The 18,157-nt window shown below is 32.0% G+C and carries 18 protein-coding genes and 1 tRNA gene; 10 read left to right on the forward strand and 9 right to left on the reverse strand.

From position 1 onward, the window contains the following. The first annotated feature begins 69 nt into the window (after positions 1–69). The 8 genes from A9G07_RS10735 (at position 70) to fruA (ending at position 8,959) form a co-directional block, all read left to right on the forward strand. Complete coding sequence (locus tag A9G07_RS10735) at positions 70–1,026, forward strand: siderophore ABC transporter substrate-binding protein (RefSeq protein ID WP_065735122.1); 957 nt, start codon at positions 70–72, stop codon at positions 1,024–1,026. An 8-nt stretch (positions 1,027–1,034) separates the two neighbouring features. Continuing rightward, complete coding sequence (locus tag A9G07_RS10740) at positions 1,035–1,994, forward strand: ABC transporter permease (RefSeq protein ID WP_065735124.1); 960 nt, start codon at positions 1,035–1,037, stop codon at positions 1,992–1,994. Beyond that, positions 1,984–2,955 (forward strand): iron chelate uptake ABC transporter family permease subunit, encoded by a 972-nt coding sequence (locus tag A9G07_RS10745; RefSeq protein ID WP_065735126.1) that lies wholly within the window; start codon positions 1,984–1,986, stop codon positions 2,953–2,955. The genes A9G07_RS10740 and A9G07_RS10745 overlap by 11 nt, the downstream gene beginning before the upstream one ends. Beyond that, positions 2,952–3,707 carry an iron ABC transporter ATP-binding protein gene (locus A9G07_RS10750; RefSeq protein WP_065735128.1) on the forward strand — a complete coding sequence of 252 codons (756 nt, stop codon included), beginning with the start codon at positions 2,952–2,954 and terminating at the stop codon, positions 3,705–3,707. Before A9G07_RS10745 ends, A9G07_RS10750 begins: the two co-directional genes overlap by 4 nt. 145 nt (positions 3,708–3,852) lie before the next feature. Continuing rightward, entirely contained in the window at positions 3,853–4,890 is a 1,038-nt protein-coding gene (cra, locus tag A9G07_RS10755; protein ID WP_065735130.1) for a catabolite repressor/activator, read from the forward strand. Between the two features lie 189 nt (positions 4,891–5,079). After that, positions 5,080–6,270, forward strand: coding sequence for a fused PTS fructose transporter subunit IIA/HPr protein (gene fruB / locus A9G07_RS10760; protein WP_065735132.1), 1,191 nt, complete (start codon positions 5,080–5,082; stop codon positions 6,268–6,270). 2 nt (positions 6,271–6,272) lie between these two features. Then, complete coding sequence (fruK, locus tag A9G07_RS10765; RefSeq protein WP_065735134.1) at positions 6,273–7,208, forward strand: 1-phosphofructokinase; 936 nt, start codon at positions 6,273–6,275, stop codon at positions 7,206–7,208. 8 nt (positions 7,209–7,216) lie between these two features. Beyond that, positions 7,217–8,959 (forward strand): PTS fructose transporter subunit IIBC, encoded by a 1,743-nt coding sequence (gene fruA / locus A9G07_RS10770; RefSeq protein WP_065735135.1) that lies wholly within the window; start codon positions 7,217–7,219, stop codon positions 8,957–8,959. Positions 8,960–9,010: 51 nt separating this feature from the next. Here the strand turns inward: fruA and A9G07_RS10775 are convergent, their stop codons facing one another. After that, on the reverse strand, positions 9,011–9,583 hold the full coding sequence (locus tag A9G07_RS10775; protein WP_065735136.1) for a TIGR00730 family Rossman fold protein: 573 nt from the start codon (positions 9,581–9,583) through the stop codon (positions 9,011–9,013). A 142-nt stretch (positions 9,584–9,725) separates the two neighbouring features. On the opposite strand from A9G07_RS10775, the gene A9G07_RS10780 reads away from it, so the two are divergent. Next, positions 9,726–9,801: transfer RNA gene (locus A9G07_RS10780), tRNA-Asn, on the forward strand. A gap of 244 nt (positions 9,802–10,045) precedes the next feature. Here the strand turns inward: A9G07_RS10780 and A9G07_RS10785 are convergent. The 5 genes from A9G07_RS10785 to A9G07_RS10805 form a co-directional block, all read right to left on the reverse strand. Then, positions 10,046–10,603 (reverse strand): hypothetical protein, encoded by a 558-nt coding sequence (locus A9G07_RS10785; protein ID WP_065735137.1) that lies wholly within the window; start codon positions 10,601–10,603, stop codon positions 10,046–10,048. A gap of 167 nt (positions 10,604–10,770) precedes the next feature. Then, positions 10,771–11,772, reverse strand: coding sequence for a hypothetical protein (locus tag A9G07_RS10790; RefSeq protein WP_065735138.1), 1,002 nt, complete (start codon positions 11,770–11,772; stop codon positions 10,771–10,773). 337 nt (positions 11,773–12,109) lie between these two features. Beyond that, positions 12,110–12,820: a hypothetical protein gene (locus tag A9G07_RS10795; RefSeq protein ID WP_065735139.1), complete on the reverse strand. Its 711-nt coding sequence runs from the start codon at positions 12,818–12,820 to the stop codon at positions 12,110–12,112. 79 nt (positions 12,821–12,899) lie between these two features. Then, the gene (locus A9G07_RS10800) at positions 12,900–13,430 is read right to left on the reverse strand and encodes a hypothetical protein (protein WP_065735140.1); all 531 of its coding nucleotides are present in this window, start codon (positions 13,428–13,430) and stop codon (positions 12,900–12,902) included. Positions 13,431–13,436: 6 nt separating this feature from the next. After that, on the reverse strand, positions 13,437–13,715 hold the full coding sequence (locus tag A9G07_RS10805) for a hypothetical protein (protein ID WP_065735141.1): 279 nt from the start codon (positions 13,713–13,715) through the stop codon (positions 13,437–13,439). Positions 13,716–14,038: 323 nt separating this feature from the next. Between A9G07_RS10805 and A9G07_RS10810 the strand changes: the two genes are divergently transcribed. Further along, the gene (locus tag A9G07_RS10810) at positions 14,039–14,776 is read left to right on the forward strand and encodes a carbonic anhydrase (protein ID WP_065735142.1); all 738 of its coding nucleotides are present in this window, start codon (positions 14,039–14,041) and stop codon (positions 14,774–14,776) included. A gap of 670 nt (positions 14,777–15,446) precedes the next feature. Here the strand turns inward: A9G07_RS10810 and A9G07_RS10815 are convergent. The 3 genes from A9G07_RS10815 to A9G07_RS10825 all read right to left on the reverse strand — a co-directional run bounded on the left by A9G07_RS10815 (position 15,447) and on the right by A9G07_RS10825 (position 18,071). Further along, positions 15,447–16,202, reverse strand: a complete 756-nt coding sequence (locus A9G07_RS10815) for an RloB family protein (RefSeq protein WP_065735143.1) — start codon at positions 16,200–16,202, stop codon at positions 15,447–15,449. A gap of 15 nt (positions 16,203–16,217) precedes the next feature. Next, positions 16,218–17,465: an AAA family ATPase gene (locus tag A9G07_RS10820; protein WP_065735144.1), complete on the reverse strand. Its 1,248-nt coding sequence runs from the start codon at positions 17,463–17,465 to the stop codon at positions 16,218–16,220. A 348-nt stretch (positions 17,466–17,813) separates the two neighbouring features. Next, the gene (locus A9G07_RS10825; RefSeq protein ID WP_141677514.1) at positions 17,814–18,071 is read right to left on the reverse strand and encodes a hypothetical protein; all 258 of its coding nucleotides are present in this window, start codon (positions 18,069–18,071) and stop codon (positions 17,814–17,816) included. Positions 18,072–18,157 lie beyond the last annotated feature (86 nt).

Raw genomic sequence — 18,157 nt, forward strand, 5'->3', positions numbered from 1 at the left:
AGTCTAAATGATAATCATTCTATTTATCATTTACGCGCTTTTGAACTAAGCTAATAATTAGGAGTTACAATGTTTTCATCTATCAAATTTAAATTTTTAGTATTACTAACCGCTTTATTTGCTTTGGTTGGTTGTGATGATAAAAAAGAAGCACCTGCCGCTAATAAAACATCAATTGTTGTTGAACATGCTCAAGGTAAAACAGAGGTTCCTGAAAATCCGAAAAAAGTAGTCGTATTTAATACTGCAACACTTGATATTATTGATGCATTAAATATTCCCGTTACAGCAGTTCCTCAATCTGATGTGCATTTTCCCGAGTTCTTATCTAAATATGCTGATAAAACTTATACCAATGTCGGTACATTATTTGAACCAAATTATGAAGTATTAAGTTCATTACAACCTGATGTGATTATTGCAGGTGGTCGGGCCAATGATGTATATAAAAAATTAAGTGATATTGCGCCGACAATTTCGCTTGATATTGATCCTAATAATTTTTTGGCTAGTTTGACGCAGCGTACTGAGCAGTTAGGTAATATTTTTGGTAAACAAGCAGAAGCTAAAAAACTAATTGCTGATTTTAATCAGAAAATTGATAGCTTAAAATCAAAAACTAGCACTGCTGGAACGGCTTTAGTGATTATGGTTAATGGCGGAAAAATGTCTGCTTATGGTCCTAAATCACGTTTTGGTTTTATTTTTGATGTCTTAGGTTTTCAACCTGCAACAACATTCCAAGAAGCAGGACGTCATGGTAATGCAGTAACTTCTGAATTTGTATTAAGTGTTAATCCACAATGGATATTTGTGCTTGATAGAGATAACGCAATTGGTAATAAAGAAGCACAATCAGCACAACAGGTTTTAAATAACGAATTAATTCAAAAAACCGATGCATGGCAACAAAACCATATTGTTTATTTAGATTCTACTTCTATGTATATCTCTGGTGGTATTCAAACTTATAGTCGTTTGATGGATCAAATAAGTGATGTTTTACAAAAATCATCAGCAAATTAATATAAATCATGTCTAAAACGGTTTACTTTATTGCAGGCATTGTTTTTTTATTCGCAATGGCTGCATTAAGCCTTTTTATTGGTGCTGGGCATGTTACGTTAGCTGATTTATGGTCTGACAGTAATATGCGACAAATCTTTTTTGTTAGTCGAGTACCTAGAACAGTGGCATTATTATTAGCTGGCAGCGCGATGAGTGTTGCTGGTTTAATTATGCAACTCCTTACCCAAAATCGTTTTGTGGAACCGTCGTTAGTAGGTACAACTCAGTCGGCTAGTCTTGGTTTATTAGTGATGATGGTGCTTGCGCCTGGTGCAAGTGTGATGATGAAAATGGTGGTTGCCAGCTTATTTGCTATGGCGGGCACAATGTTATTTATGTTCATTTCTCGCAAAATTATTCATAAATCTGCCCTGATGGTGCCTCTTATTGGAATTATGCTTGGTGCGGTAATTAGTGCCATTTGTACTTTTTTTGCGATGTATTTTGACCTATTACAATCACTTGGTGGTTGGGAGTCAGGAGACTTTTCCGGAATCTTGCAAGGTCGTTATGAGTTATTATGGTTAGTTGGAGGTATTACTCTACTCGCTTGTTGGAGTGCAGATCGGTTCACTGTTGCTGGTTTAGGTAGAGACTTTTCGGTTAATGTTGGGCTTAATTATAATCGAGTCATGTTAATTGGTCTTGTTGTGATTGCTTTGATAGGTGGAATAGTCGTTGTGGTGGTTGGTGTATTGCCATTTTTAGGACTGATTGTTCCCAATATTGTCAGTTTATTATTTGGTGATAATGTTAGAAAAACGATTCCTTGGATCTGTTTATTAGGCAGTGGGCTTGTTTTGCTATGTGATATTATTGGACGCGTTATCCGTTATCCATTTGAAATACCAGCCAGTGTCATTCTTGGTGTAGTAGGGGCTATTATTTTTTTAGTATTGTTGAGTAAAAAACGTCATGCTAGTTAATCAAAAACGCCATATTTCTAGCCGAAAAACAGTATGGTTATTACTTGGTATTGCCGTGCTTTGTGTTGTTTTTTTCATGACATTTAATTTAAAAGGCAATATCAGCTACATTTTGACACACCGGACTTGGATTGTATTAACAATGATTTTAGTCGCCTTTTCGGCGGCAACGTCAACATTACTTTTCCAAACTGTTACAAATAATCGAATTTTAACACCTTCAATAATGGGGTTTGAATCACTGTTTGTGTTGATTCAAACAGTGGTAATATTTTTTATTGATGCTCAAGGTATCCCTTATATTGGTATTGTCGGTAAATTTATCTTCGAGTCATTACTGTTAATTTTATTTTCTCTATTTTTGTATCGAGGATTATTTAACAAACTTAAACAAAATCTTCATTTAGTTTTATTAATTGGGATTATTCTAGGGACGCTGTTCCGTAGTTTTTCCAATTTATTACAACGCCTAATGACACCAACTGAATTTGCTGTATTACAAAGTCGAATTTTTGCAACATTTACTCGAGCTGAACCCGTACTAATTGTCTTTTCATTAGTTATTTCCAGCATAATTGGTCTATTTTTATGGCGAATGCGTTTTCGGTTTGATGTACTAGCATTAGGTCGTGATAATGCGATTAATCTTGGTATCGATTATCAAAAAAGTGTCACCATTATTTTATTATTAGTTTCGGTATTAGTGTCAATATCGACCGCATTAGTTGGTCCATTTACGTTTTTAGGCTTACTTATTGCAAATTTAGCTTACAGTATTAGTGGTTCCAGCCAACATCGCTTTTTATTGCCAACCGCATTTTTATTAGGAATTATTTTCCTTGTTGGTGGGCAAATGTTTTTAGAGCATGTTTTAAACATGGTTGGTGCATTATCTATTGTAATTGAGTTTATTGGTGGTTCGCTGTTTATCTTCTTATTATTGAAAAAGGTTCCAATGTGATAGAAATTGATAATATTAGTAAAAAATATCAAACCATATCTGTATTAAAAAATGTGAATGCGACCATATCACAAGGTGGAGTGACAGCTATCATAGGTCCTAATGGTGCAGGTAAATCGACATTATTATCAATTATTAGCCGTCTATTACTGGCTGATGAAGGACAAGTAAAAATACAAAGTATGGACGTGGTTAATACGCCAAGTGATAAACTTGCCACCTACTTATCGGTATTGAGGCAAGAAAACCGTTTTACTAGCAGATTAACTGTTTTTGAATTAGTAGGATTTGGACGTTATCCTTATTCAAAAGGGCGATTAAATAAAGATGACTTAGCACATATCCATCGAGCACTGGAATTCTTAAATTTAACTGAGTATAAAGATCGGTTTTTAGATGAACTTTCTGGCGGGCAACGACAACGTGCTTATGTTGCTATGGTGCTTTGTCAAGATACTGAGTATGTTTTGCTTGATGAACCGCTAAACAATCTTGATATGAAATACGCAGTTTCGATGATGAAACAGTTACGCCGAGCGGCCGATGAGCTCGGTAAAACGATTGTTATTGTTATCCATGATATCAATTTTGCCTCAGTTTATTCTGATTATATTTTAGCCATGAAAGATGGCCAACTTGTCTATCAAGGTAGTCCAAAAGAAATTATGAATTCAACTATTTTAGAAGATATATTTGATACGCCAGTAAAAATAGAAACGATCCATAACCAAAACATTGCTATTTATTATTAATAAAAGATTTTTTAACTAAAAGGGTTTAGATTCACACTAAATCCTTTTTTTCTTATAATTCGTTAAGTTTAAATGATAAGTTCTGTTTACATTTAATTTGTGTTCAGTTTAAATAACTGATGAATTTTTTTATTGAGATATATTCATGAAATTAGAACAAATTGCACTGTTAGCTGGCGTTTCAAGAACGACAGCCAGCTATGTAATAAATGGTAAAGCTAAACACTACCGAGTTAGTGATAAAACCATTGCTAAAGTGATGGCAGTAGTGAAAGAATATAATTACCAACCCAATGCTGTAGCAGCAGGTCTAAGAGCGGGGAAAACACGTACTATTGGTATCATCATTCCAGACTTTGAAAATATAAGTTATACCCGAATTGCAAGTTACTTAGAGCAGTTGTTAAGAAAAGAAGGCTATCAATTATTGCTTTCTTGTTCTGAAGATAATCCGGAAATTGAAAAAGAGTGTGTAAAACATTTAAAGCAACGCCGTGTAGATGCTTTAGTCATTTCTTCATCGTTTGTTAATGATTCTGATTATGCGTTTTACAACGGTTGGCAAAATAGTGATACTCCTTTGTTTGCATTAGACAGAACACTCTCAACATCTGAATTTAGGAATGTTGTTGGATCTGACAAAGAAGATTCTAAAATGCTAGCTCAAGCTTTTAATCAATTTGTTGATGGAACAGTCGCTTATATTGGTGCATTACCTAACTTGTCTGTTAGCCAGCTACGAATGGAGGGTTTTAAGGAAGTTGCTCTAAATCATAGCAATAAAGTTGATTTTTTGTGTGCAAATAATTATAGTCGTCGCGATGCAGAGGTTACTTTTAGTCAATGGTTGGCAAATAATAATTTACCAAACGGCATTTTTTCCACTTCTTTTTCTTTATTACAAGGCACCATTGATGCAATTCTGAAAAAGTTTGGTCGTTTACCGGATAATCTAACAATTGCCACCTTTGGTGATAATGAGTTACTCGATTTTTTACCGTGTAAATTGATTGCGTTATCTCAAGATCATAAATCAGTATCAGAAGTAACCATTGAATTATTATTAAATAGTTTGCATAAAAAGAACTATCAACCAGGAACAACAGTCATACCGCGACGTTTAATTTATCGAGGTAGCCTGAGTCGAGAAAAATTGCTAAAAAGTCAAATTAAATCGTCATAGAGCTAAAAAGATTTACTCAAAAAGCTGATCTAGATCACATTTTAGGAATTAATAGATATAATTTATTTGATAATTAGGACGTTTATATTCATTATCGCTGAAACGATTCAATCATGATTCAATAACGATTATGGGATTGCTGAGTTGTTTTTAGTACATCCAATATTATAACCCAGAGGTATTTATTATATGTTTCATTTAGTTAAAGAAGATATCCATTTAAATGAACAAGCAACCAACAAAAGTGAGGCAATTAAGAAGATTGCAGCCGCGTTAACTAGCGCTGGTTATGTTGAAGAAGGCTACGTTGATGGTATGCTTGAACGTGAAAGTCAAGCTGCAACTTATTTAGGTATTGGTATTGCTATACCTCATGGCACACCTAAAACTCGCCACTTAGTTAAAAAAACTGGGGTTCAAGTTTTTTGTTTTCCTCAAGGCGTAGAGTGGGGTGATGATGGCGAAAAAGCTTATCTAGCTATTGGTATCGCTGCGAGTTCTGATGAGCATTTAGAATTACTTCGTCAATTAACTCATGTCCTTGGTGCTGATGGCGTTGAAGAGCGAATCAAAAAAATCCAAACTGCCGATGAAGCTTTAGCTATTTTAACTGGCAAAGAAAGTGTAGAAGATAGTCAATTTGTAATAGATGAATCCTCATTATTATTGGATATACAAGCTGATAGCTTAACTACATTACAAGCTTTAAATGCTTCACGTTTAAAACAACACGATGCGGTTAATGTCAGCTTTATTACGAACGTGCTTGATAATAAACCAAGTTATTTAGGTAATGGGGTATGGTTAAGTGACAGCCGCGAAGGCAATTTAAAAAATGCGATTGCTATTAGCCGTACGGTGAATGATCTTAATCAAGATGGCAAACCAGTTAAGCTTCTTATTACTATTTCAGCTGTTGATGATTCAGTTACAGCTATCGTGAATAACATTGCATCATTAGCTTATAACCAAAAATTAGCATTATTAATTTCTGCAAAAAGTGATGATTTTAATAATCTACTCCTATCAGGGGATCATTCTGTATCATCTGAAACATCAGAAAATGTTAATGATTCATCAAACAGTGGTACTAATGGTGAAGAATTAAGCCGAGTATTTGTTATTCCAAATGAAAATGGCTTACACACTCGTCCATCATCAGTTCTTGTCAAATTAGTTAAAGAGTTCAATAGCAAAGTGACGGTAGCTAATCTAGATGGTAAAAACGAGCCAGTTAGTGCAACTAGTTTAATGAAAATTGTTGCGCTAGGTGCGAAAAAAGGTAGCCGTTTACAATTTACTGCGGTTGGTAATGATGCAGAACAAGTATTAGATGCAATCGGTAAAGCAATTGAAAGTGGTTTAGGAGAGGGTGCTTAATCATGACTTATCGTGTTGCAACGATCACTTTAAATCCTGCTTATGATCTATTAGGTTTTTGTCCAAAAGTTGAGCTTGGTGATGTTAACTTAGTTCAAACTAACGCTTTGCTTGCTGCGGGTAAAGGTATCAATGTTGCCAAAGTATTATCTGATCTTGGTATTAAATTAACCGTGGGTGGTTTTTTAGGTAAAGAGAATCGTGATGGTTTTAATTTACTTTTTAAATCTCTGAATGTTGAAGATAAATTCCAGACCGTTGATGGTCGAACCCGAATTAACGTTAAACTCACTGAAGAAAATAGTGAAGTCACTGACCTAAATTTTTCAGGTTTCACGATTAACGATCAAGATTGGCAAACTTTCGTTTCCAATTCTTTAGAATGGTTGAAAGAGATAGATATGGTTGCCATTAGTGGTAGTTTACCTGCTGGAGTATCGCTGGAAAAATTCACAGAATGGATGAAACAAGTTAAAGCAATTTGTCCTAAAGTGGTATTTGATAGTAGCCGTGATGCTTTAGTAGCAGGGCTTAAGGCCAACCCTTGGTTAATTAAACCAAATGATAAAGAACTGGAAATGTGGGTAGGCAGAAAACTATCCACATTATCAGAAATTAAAACAGCAGCCATGGAACTTATCGATGGTGGGGTAGAAAACGTAGTAATTTCACTGGGCAGCAAAGGTGCTTTGTGGGTAACTAAACGTGAAGCATGGTTAGCCAAACCACCTAAATGTAAAGTGGTTAGCACTGTTGGTGCTGGTGATTCAATGGTCGGTGGGTTAATGTATGGTTTATTAAATAATAAATCAATCAAAGACACCCTAGTATTTGCATCAAGTGTTGCCGCTTTATCTGTTGAACAAGCTGGTGTTGGTGTGTCAGACCGTCAAGCGGTTACCAACATGTCGGAAAAAATTGAAATAATCGCTGGATAGGAGTATTCATGAATATATACATTGTTGAAGGTAGCAATTCAGGCCCAGTTAATGGGCGATTAGCTAAAGCGGAATTAGCGTTAGCTGCTAATTCTTTAAATTTTAAAATTGTTGATAATGCAACATCAGCCGATACTATCATTTCGGTTGGTAGTGGTAATATTAGTGACAAATCAGTTATTGGCAAAAAAGTTTATGTTGTTAATGATATAAATGATGTTTTTGCTGATCCTAAAAAAATCTTAAATGATGCACAAAGTAAAGCAACTGTTTATGAACAATCGACTGGTGATACTAGCACTTCTGTGGCAAACAGTGGACAAAAACGTATTGTTGCGGTAACTGCTTGTCCAACAGGTGTTGCTCATACATTTATGGCAGCTGAAGCGATTGAAGAAGAAGCGAAAAAACGTGGTTGGTGGTGTAAAGTAGAAACTCGTGGTTCTGTTGGTGTTGGAAATGAATTAACACCAGAAGAGATTGCTTCTGCTGATGTAGTTATAGCTGCATGTGATATTGATGTTGATTTAAGCAAATTTGCTGGTAAAAAACTTTATCGTACCAAAACTGGTCCAGCTCTTAAAAAGACCGCTCAGGAATTAGATAAAGCATTTGAAGAAGCAACAATTTATCAACCGTCTGGTTCTACTTCTGTTGCAACATCAAGCAATGAAAAGAAAGGCTTTTATCAACATCTACTAACAGGTGTGTCTTACATGTTGCCAATGGTGGTTGCAGGTGGTTTGATCATTGCGCTTTCTTTTGCTTTTGGTCAGTTCCAAGAAGTATTAAAAACAGTTACTGTACTTGAAAATGGCGTACAAGTTGTTAAACAAACTCTTGTAAATGAGCTTGTTGGTGAACCTCATTTAGCCCAAATTGGTGGTTTAGCCTTCTCGTTAATGGTTCCATTGCTTGCTGGTTATATTGCTTACTCAATTGCTGATAGACCAGGGCTTGCTCCTGGCCTAGTTGGTGGTTTACTTGCAGTTTCAACTGGTGCAGGATTCTTAGGTGGTATTATCATTGGTTATTTTGCAGGTTATGTCGCATTAGCTATTACAAAATACTTACCATTACCAAAAAGTATGGAAGCATTGAAACCAATATTAATTGTGCCTTTACTTGCAACTTTAATTACTGGTATTGTTATGCAATTTGTTGTTGGTACGCCAATCGCATGGTTAATGAAAATTATTACTGTATGGCTAAATACCATGAATGGTGCTAATGCTGTTATGTTAGGTGCATTATTAGGCGGTATGATGTGTACTGATATGGGTGGACCAATTAATAAAGTTGCTTATGCTTTTGGTACTGGTATGATTTCTTCACAAGTTTATGCACCTATGGCAGCAGTTATGGCGGGTGGAATGGTTCCTCCATTAGCGATGGGATTAGCTACTTTAATCGCTCGTAAAAAATTTGCTAAAGCAGAACAAGAGAGTGGTAAAGCGTCTTTAGTTTTAGGCTTATGCTTTATCTCTGAAGGGGCAATTCCATTTGCAGCGCGTGATCCGTTACGTGTTATCCCTTGTTGTATTGTTGGTGGTGCAATCACTGGTGGTATGGCATTAGCATTTGGTTCAACGTTAATGACGCCACATGGTGGTTTATTTGCATTAGCAATCCCTGGCGTAGTTAAACCTGTTGGTGGATATATATTATCAATCGTTGCAGGCTCTGTAATTGCAGGTGTTGCTTACGCATTGATTAAGAAACCTGAATCACAAACAACAGCTATCGCATAATAATTATGCAACTAAAAACGCCATCAATTGATGGCGTTTTTTTATATTAAATTATTTTTTTACCCAGCGTTGTAAGTCTTTTGGTATAAAACTGTCCATTTTTTCTAACATTGAATCAGCAGTATCTGAGATAATTAATGTTTGATAAAAACTTTCTCGAATAAAACCTTCTTGTACTGCGTGCTTTAAAAAGTTCAGTAAAGGTTGCCAAAATTGGCTATTAAATAGTGTGACGGGTTTTTCATGATAACCAATTTGCATCCCTGTCCAAACTTCAAAAAGCTCTTCTAACGTGCCCGTTCCCCCTGGCATTGCAATAAATCCATCGGCAAGTTCAGTTAGTCTTGCTTTACGTTGATGCATATTTTCAACAACTTCTAATCGAGTAATACCAAGGTGTGCAGTTTCGGCTTTGACTAATTTTTCTGGAATGATGCCAATAACCTCACCACCATGATCTAAAACGGAATTAGCAATTATGCCCATTAATCCTTTATTGCCTCCGCCATAGATTAATCGTCTATTTTGATTGGCAATAACCTTGCCTAATTGCATAGCCGCTGTACGATACTCTGGACGATTCCCTTCACTAGCACCACAAAAAACACAAATATTCTTTTTCATAAATTTTACTCTACTTGTTAATCTGTACTATTTTAGCATAGTATTCACGCTATTTGCTTACAAGCTGAGCAGTTAAACTTAATTAGTGTTTTATAGATTGACATAATCGTCATAGATAGTTAATATTCTGTCCGTCGAGTGTTCCTCCATAGTTCAGTCGGTAGAACGGCGGACTGTTAATCCGTATGTCACTGGTTCAAGTCCAGTTGGAGGAGCCAACTTTCCACTTTATCTCATATCTATACATCTCTATTTGTTTATAAATCAATAATGTCAAAATCAAATTGATGTAACACATCATAGACAATTTGATTGGGGTTGGCTGAATAGGAATCGGTTTGAGGTTGTAATACCTTGTTGTCGGGTTGATTGGGTTATGATTGTTTATTGTCCGGCTAGGTTGCTCTTTTTTCCATTTTGGGTTGTAGACTTATTTTTTGTTTATGTATCTAACTTTTAATATTATTTATTTTTGACGTTGAAACATTTAGGATCATCAATTGAATTTATGATTAAATTAATTTCATTTCCTTTCTTTCTTGACATACTATATTTACAGATTTGAATAGTATTTCCTGATTGGATTTGTTCCATGGATATTAATTCTAATAAGTTGTTTTTATCCTTTTCAAAGATGAATTTATCAACCGTTAAATGTCTGGTTTCTTGTATAATTTCTAAGGTATATTCTTTTTTACTTACTTTTGTCAAAGTAAATGTTAGATCATTTCTATCACCATAGTTACTAATTAATAATTTATAGTTTTCTTTAAATTTTATATTTCCTTGTTCTATTTGAATTATAAAATGATCATGCGGTTGATCCGATACTAAATTTTTATGGAGTTCCCCTGCATTATCAAATTGAATATGAAAAATATTATTTTTAATAATATCAGCTTCGCTCTCATCTTGAATCTTTTGTTTACTATAAACATTTTTAACTTGTCCTTGACAAGAAAAAGTTAATATCATTATTAGAATAAAAAAGATTCCTTTATTTTTTATTAATACACTCATTATATTTTATTATACCTTTTAATATTTCTGTAAACTTCTTTCTTCTTCTAAACCATTGGGGACTTTTAAATTTCATTAATTGCTCATGATACCAATAAAATTTGTATGATTAATAGATAAATTAAATCAAAAATAATTATATTATACTAAGCGTGTTTAACATCGTCCTATTTTTCAAACTCACCGATTAATAACCTTCCTCCTCCGTCATCACTCTCATTTTTATCATAAAATGTGGCATCTAACATGATAAACTTATCCTTATAAAATCCGACAGGTCTAGAGGCAATAAAAAAGCCCTTAAACTCTTTTTCATACCATGTTTTACCATAATCATACGAATATCGGAAAATAGGATAAAGGGCTGAAGTAAGTTTATAATCGCATGCAAAATTTTTATAGCGATAATATCTACTTCTATCCCCTTTTTCGAAAGTATATAAAAGCTCTTCTTTATTATTATAATAAGAACCTCCACCTTTAGACTTATTTTCATTGAATTTAGTAAAAAAATATTCACCATCCTTATAAGTCAGCACATCATAATCATTGTGTAATTGCTGTATGACCGTTTTTGTATTATTTTTCGGGTCGTAGCGAATGAGTTGTTTGGCATCGAGAATAAGTAATGTATCATCAGCAGTAACCCAAAAAGAACGGTTGTTTAATTCGTAGGGTAAAGGATAGTGTTCCTCTCGATTCAATAAATTAACCAGTTTTAATGCCTTGTTATGGGAATACACGGCATATTTTCCATTAAAATTATAATAGGAGATATCAGCTTCAGAATCATATTCATCTATTTTAACGATTTTTAAGCTGTTGTTATCTAAAAGATACATGGAATTTTTTTTACTGTTGTCTGGTAATCTACTTTGAGCTTTTATTAATGAATAATCATTGCTGGGATAAATCCATCTCATATCTTGTTCAGGAAGCGTTAACTCTTGATAACTTTTGCCCCGATCTTTCGATATAAGTATTACTGCTTGATCTCCTATTTGGCTTGAATCTAAATCGTTAAGATCTTTACTTCCGATTAAGATAATGGTGTTTTCATTAGGGGCTATAAAATCTTCAAAACGAAAAGCAGACATCGGATCTAAGACAGTTGCTTGGTCGGTTAATTGGTATAATTGATTAAAATCGTATTTGGCTATCCATTTCATATTTCCTTGTTTATTGGGGTTACAGCTGAATAAAAAAAGGCTTAATAGAGTAGTGATAATCAATTTATTATTTAGGGATATCATCATAAAAAACACTCTAGTTACATATCTTTTGTTATCGGACTCTTGTTATTAAATTTCAAAAAAACTAACGCCATTATAATGATTAGTTTTGAATGATTATTCGTTTTAATTTACTCATTTATATCAGTTTACTTACTACCGTTCATAATTATGAGAGTGATAAGCATAATAATCGTTTGTTTACTACACAACCTTTAATTCAATTCATCAATTTGTTTATCCACAAATTTGCATTCTAATTTTTATCAGGAAGTTAGTTGATTTTTTCAATAATTAATTTTTTATATTTATAATCAGTGCTATAAAAACCTTTTTCGTTCCAAATAGTATCAGTTACTTTTATGTATAAAATATTGTCATTCCAAGCCAAATCCCAAATAATCCATTTTTCTGTTTCGAAACAAGAAATATGCTTGATATGATTATTTTCAATCTCATATAAATCTATAATGGATTTTGATTGTTCATAATCTATGTAAAAGGTAGTAAAATGCGTTTGGGCCTTATTTATATAAGGTATTGCTTGTAAAGTAATTGTATTATTATTGTTATCCTGAATTTTAACTTCGCTATCCTCATAATATGAAACTGTAATAATATCGCTATTCAAGGGCTTCCAATAGCCATAATAGTTATAAATTTTCATGAGTTCGTTATCATTTAAAATATTTGTATAAATTTTATTATTTACATTTAGATATTCTTCTTTTTTTATGAATCTTTTATCATTTTTTTCAATCATAGGGTCATAAATTTTTTTCATATGACTGAATTCTTCTGCGCTGCTTTTTTCTTCTATAAAGTTTATTGAAAACTTTTTTAGATTATTAGCTTCACTATTTGTTAATTCTATTTTCAATGGTTCGTGACAAACTCTGTTATTAGATAATGAATAAATACCTTGAATGTTACTATTTACACATCCTATAACTAAAAAGCTTAATATTGTTAAAATATATTTCATTGGTTTTAATCTTTTTTTTCAATTATCGGTTATACTTGCCAAATAAATTTTTCACCTCATTATTCTTTTGTTTTAATATTTATTCAATAGTTTTTACATCATTAATAGCCAGTAAATTATATCTAGCTCCGTTTGAATAAACCTTTAATAAAAATGCGTTATTTCGTGTTCGTATATTTGTTTTACTACAATATTTTGTAATTATTTCATGGTTAGTAACGGTTAAGTAAAGATTTGCATTATCTTGTTTAAAGTTAAATGCGGTGGGTTCTGTATTATTTTTTTTATATTGATAATAAAGGATAAATTTGAGTTTTTTAGGTAAAAAACCATCCATTTTTTCTTCATCATATATATAGTTTCCTTTCCCACAATAATCAGATAATGTTGCTTCAAATTGCACATTATCCACTTGTATAGAATCTATATTGTTAGGTATAGCATATATATTTGATAATGAGATTTTTTCACCATTTATTAGGGTGAGGGAATTACTAAGAATGAAGTTTACTTCTTCTGATTCTATATTTTTTTTAATGGCGTTAGACACATTTCCTTTGCTGCAATTAGCGATAAAGGGAACAAGTAAACAGAGAGCTATTATTTTCATTTTCTTTTAGATTTTCTTATTTGGGATACTATATATTTTTTTATATCCGGTTGGTGAAAAATAAGTATTTCTTTTATTAGCTACACCTTCAACTTTATATTTTTTGCATATAAAATACAATTTATTTTCATTGAAGGCACCTACGTTTTTATTTCCAATAGCATTATCATAAAATAATAAATATTTTCTAGCTGAATCATTCCTCATTCTCACTATTACAATAAAATGATCGGTGGTTTCATCCTTAATAGGAGAGCTAGGGTGATTATTAACTCGGTATTTCATTTTTAATTGAATCTTTACTTCATAAATACATGCATCAAGCTAAAACTATTTACCTTTTGGGTTTAGCCATACATTTTTCCAGTATTATTTTCATCTACAATTTTGATATTTTGATAAGACTTGCTCATTTTGATGAAATAAAATAAGAATATCTGCACTATCAATCTCACTTAATTTATTGAAAATTAGCGGGAATAATACAAGAAGTATGTTCAAGGCTTTTTATTTAGATTTCGAGGCAAAAAAATATATTTTATTGAGACATCTTTATAAATGAGGTATAAAATTTATACACTGAAATTTAATTCTCATTGAAGGCAAACATGAAACGTAACGCAATTATCGCAATGTTTATGCTAGCAAGCTTATCTTGCGCCGCAGCAGAACATCACCCACATTGGGGGTATGAAGGGCAGGAAAAACCAGAAAACTGGGGAAAACTTTCACCGGAATATTCAACTTGTGAAAATGGTAAAAATCAATCGCCAATCAATATTGATCATGTATTAAAAACAGAACATAGCAAGCTTAAACTTACTTTTGAAGACGGTCAGCAAAATATTATTAACAACGGCCATACTATTGAGATCGATGTTTCCGGAAATAACCAATTAGAAATAGACGATGAAATATTCACATTACAACAATTTCATTTCCATACACCGAGTGAAAACACCATTAAAGGCAAATATTTCCCAATGGCAGCACACTTTGTTTATAAAAACAAAGATAATGAATTGGCCGTAATCGCATTAATGTTTAATAAAGGTGAGGCTAATTCAGAATTAGCAAAAGCATGGCAACAAATGCCGACAGAATCAGGAAAAAGCACCATTTTAGCAAACGCCGTTGATATTAAGGCGTTATTCCCCAAAGAATTGAGTTATTACCGTTTTAGCGGATCGTTAACAACTCCTCCATGTACAGAAGGGGTAAGATGGATCGTGTTACAACAACAATCCCAAGCTTCAGCAGAACAAATCGAAAAATTCCACTCGATCATGCACCATGATAATAATCGCCCAATTCAGCCATTACATGGACGGGTTATTGTTGATTAAATAAAACTTTTTCTGTTCTAATAGATAATAAGTCAATGGGCTTTACTGACATTTTGAACACCATAATTAAGTTAGTTTAGCCCTTTAAGTATTATCAGAAATCGATAAAGTATTTGCGACATCTAATTCCCTATCATTCACATAATATATAAATTCATTTCTTATTTTTCTACAGATATTTCTTATGGTACTAGTTTATATAGCATGAAATGTTTTAGATGATTTTAATTAAATAATTGTCAAGTTTGACATGAACTTGTACCGATACCAATTATCTTAGCATAAAAGTTTTATTTGAATAATATTGCATTAATAACGTGATAAAATAACGTATGACATTTACTATCAAACGCTTTGGTGTTTTGGAAGGATTTGGGGGAATTAATGTAAATAACCTATTTCCCTTATTAAATTTGTTAAAACTCATAATAAATAAAATTTTTATTTTTTGTGTTAATTTCTATTTTTAGTTAGAGGAGGTATTTAATATTTGAAAAATTATTCTTACTGATTTTAGTTAAAATTTAAAAGTTAAAACGAATCTAGGTTTTCAATTTGGTATTAATTTTGAACAGTTGATCATAGAAAACCGGTAACAGCTAGCCCCAGTTTGTGCTAGCAAAATATATTAATTTATCTATCTATGCTGTATCGATAACCGTTGATATGTTTAAATATATAGCTCTATGAATTTTTCTTCATGGTCCTTAGTAAAAATGTATCCCTCATGATTTCTTTGATTAATATTTTCTAATAATTTGACTAATTTATGTATAGTACATATTGGATTAATTGACTCGTTATCCTTTTGCCATTCAATTAGTTTCATCGAATTATTTAGTGCTTCTTTATAATTATCAATAAATTTTTCTATACATTTTTTATTTGTTTCGTTATATTCATTAGCATGTTTTTTCAAATAAGACTTTGCCGTATCCCCTATAGATTTCTTACCCTTAGAAGTGAATGGCTTAGTGCATAAGCAAAAATGCAAAATGAACCATATTTCAAAACACGGATAAGTATAAATTGGAAAAATTTTTACTTTAGGTTGTTTAGGATTTTGATTCTCATAATTTGTGACTTCATTAATAAAATTCTTATCTTTAACCGTATCTAGATCAAATATGCAGAATATGTAATCAAATGGCTCAAGCTTTTGAATTGATTCTTCTGCGATTGTTATAGCATTTTTAATGATTCCAACACTATCAGTATATTCACTTTTTATTACTGATAGTGTCGATAAAGAAAGCTTATTTTTTAATCCATCAAAATAAATCTTCTCCGAAACACCTTCTGTCAATATCAAAATTTTGGGTATTATTAAACGTCTATGATTAATATTTCGTCTTATATCTTTTCTATTGGCCCGGTTTTTCTTATTTTCAATTATTTTTTTCTTTTTTAAATCTTCACTTCCCATTAAAGACTCCCAGCTTTAATCTTTGAAAAATGGTGTAGCGCCATATCTTCCGCTTAAATAGCGTAGCTCCCAATTTTCTCTATCATTTCTTGGACGGAAGTCTGATAAAGAATATAAAACAGATGCTTGTTCTGAATTTTTCTCAATAAAATAAATTTGGTCTTTTCTTAAATATTCAGAGTCAATTAAATGAGTATCATGTGTTGCAGCAATAAGCTGATTGTTTGTTTTTTGAAAACTACTTACAAAGTTTTTCACTAATAGTGGATGTAAAGCAGAACCTAGTTCATCAATATAAAAAGCTTTTGACTCATAGATTGAATCTGTCATCATAATTGGTGAAAGCTCGAGTAGCTTAATAGTTCCTCTTGATTCAAATTTTATCGGAAACTCAATTAAGTCATCATTATTATCTTTATGGTAGGTAGATATTTTATAAGTAAATTGGTCTTTTAAATTATCAAGTAATTTCTTTTTTATCTCTTCAGGAATATTATTATCATCAAAAAGAACTGATTCCATTTTTTTTTCATCAATGCTTAAGTCAACAATATTAATATCTTGAGAGCGAATAAAATCTAATATATTTTTTTTATAAGAATTATCATTGCAACACATCCTGGCTAAATCTATCATTTCAGGTTCTTCAGATAAGCCTTTCGCAAACCAATTATAAATAGGTTCTAAAAAGTGGGTATTTTCTTGAACTGCTTTTGATAAAAAAAGTACATTTTTAGCTGTTTTTCTTGCTATATCGTTAAAGATCCTTAATGGCTTCAAATCAGTACCAAAATTAAAGATATACTGGTCCTGAGTATCTAAAAATCTATCAAATATAAGCTTTTCGTACCGTTTTGGAAAATAAGAGAGATGTTCATTAAATATTCTGTCTTTATAAAATGAAATAGAATAGTTATATCGAATATTATTACAAAAAAAGTTAATTTCATAACGTGATGGAGAATGCCGACTTTCAGAATTTAATGCAAACTGAGGAGATGAGAGATCCCATAAATTATCATCAGGAGTAAATTTCAATGACTCTAAGACCAAACTTCTCAAGTGAGCGAGGGCTGTAATAAAATTAGACTTTCCTGATGCATTAGCTCCATAAATAATAACTGCTTTTAAAAGCTTAATTCCTTCTATAGGAGTATCAAATAAATTATCTTTATTATTATCATAGGGTGGTTCTGCAACCAAACTTAAAGTTTGGGGTTCTTTAAAAGAAAGAAAATTTTCTACAGTAAAATTAATAATCATTTATGGATCCTTTTTTGATGGATATTCTATCCATAATATTAGTATCTTTTATTCTAATATTATTGTCAATTATATGTAATACAGAAAATATTGATATCAAATAAGTGGGTTTGGAATTTTTGAGTAAATATCTCTAAAAAGATAGGAATAGCTAATTAATCTTATCCTTTAACTTGTTTTTAACTCATAACTTACCCTATGTTATTCAGAATAGAGATAGAGTGTTTGCAATTGAATCAGTAAACGCGAAAGATTTACATAATTTATACAAGACATTTTTTAATTTAGATTGTAATGGCGAAAAGGTAGTACAAAAAATAAATGATGTATTCAATGCAAGGGAGTTTCTTATATTAGAATATAATATTCCGCTCGAACAGTTAATGATTTCTTTTTATTTTTACATTGAAAGCCTTCTTTTAAAAAGATTGAAAGAAAAGTTTCAACTAGCATAAATGACAAAACAATGGTCATACTTAGTTTATCAAACATAGAATATACTGCCCCAAGGATATTTGAGATATCGGTTGCCATTCCTATCTGATATTTAACTGCGGAAAAATAATGGGCAATCATCAATACCTCGACTATAAATATTATAGTCATAAAAGTTATCATGAATTTTTCATAATTGGCCTTTCCCTTTGTTAGTGGCGGTTATGTCGATAATGAATGATAAAATGACTGTATTG

This window comes from Gilliamella sp. wkB72, from assembly GCF_001693745.1.
Lineage (GTDB): Bacteria > Pseudomonadota > Gammaproteobacteria > Enterobacterales > Orbaceae > Gilliamella > Gilliamella apicola_E.

Excerpts from the sequence above, each read along its gene's own strand:
- A9G07_RS10785 (WP_065735137.1), bottom strand. The coding sequence starts at position 10,603 with ATGAGTGTATTAATAAAAAATAAAGGAATCTTTTTTATTCTAATAATG.
- A9G07_RS10815 (WP_065735143.1), bottom strand. The coding sequence starts at position 16,202 with ATGGGAAGTGAAGATTTAAAAAAGAAAAAAATAATTGAAAATAAGAAA.
- fruK (WP_065735134.1), top strand. The coding sequence starts at position 6,273 with ATGACTTATCGTGTTGCAACGATCACTTTAAATCCTGCTTATGATCTA.
- A9G07_RS10820 (WP_065735144.1), bottom strand. The coding sequence starts at position 17,465 with ATGATTATTAATTTTACTGTAGAAAATTTTCTTTCTTTTAAAGAACCC.
- A9G07_RS10810 (WP_065735142.1), top strand. The coding sequence starts at position 14,039 with ATGAAACGTAACGCAATTATCGCAATGTTTATGCTAGCAAGCTTATCT.
- A9G07_RS10735 (WP_065735122.1), top strand. The coding sequence starts at position 70 with ATGTTTTCATCTATCAAATTTAAATTTTTAGTATTACTAACCGCTTTA.
- A9G07_RS10745 (WP_065735126.1), top strand. The coding sequence starts at position 1,984 with ATGCTAGTTAATCAAAAACGCCATATTTCTAGCCGAAAAACAGTATGG.
- A9G07_RS10790 (WP_065735138.1), bottom strand. The coding sequence starts at position 11,772 with ATGAAATGGATAGCCAAATACGATTTTAATCAATTATACCAATTAACC.
- fruA (WP_065735135.1), top strand. The coding sequence starts at position 7,217 with ATGAATATATACATTGTTGAAGGTAGCAATTCAGGCCCAGTTAATGGG.
- A9G07_RS10775 (WP_065735136.1), bottom strand. The coding sequence starts at position 9,583 with ATGAAAAAGAATATTTGTGTTTTTTGTGGTGCTAGTGAAGGGAATCGT.
- A9G07_RS10825 (WP_141677514.1), bottom strand. The coding sequence starts at position 18,071 with ATGACTATAATATTTATAGTCGAGGTATTGATGATTGCCCATTATTTT.
- A9G07_RS10740 (WP_065735124.1), top strand. The coding sequence starts at position 1,035 with ATGTCTAAAACGGTTTACTTTATTGCAGGCATTGTTTTTTTATTCGCA.
- cra (WP_065735130.1), top strand. The coding sequence starts at position 3,853 with ATGAAATTAGAACAAATTGCACTGTTAGCTGGCGTTTCAAGAACGACA.
- fruB (WP_065735132.1), top strand. The coding sequence starts at position 5,080 with ATGTTTCATTTAGTTAAAGAAGATATCCATTTAAATGAACAAGCAACC.
- A9G07_RS10795 (WP_065735139.1), bottom strand. The coding sequence starts at position 12,820 with ATGAAATATATTTTAACAATATTAAGCTTTTTAGTTATAGGATGTGTA.
- A9G07_RS10805 (WP_065735141.1), bottom strand. The coding sequence starts at position 13,715 with ATGAAATACCGAGTTAATAATCACCCTAGCTCTCCTATTAAGGATGAA.
- A9G07_RS10800 (WP_065735140.1), bottom strand. The coding sequence starts at position 13,430 with ATGAAAATAATAGCTCTCTGTTTACTTGTTCCCTTTATCGCTAATTGC.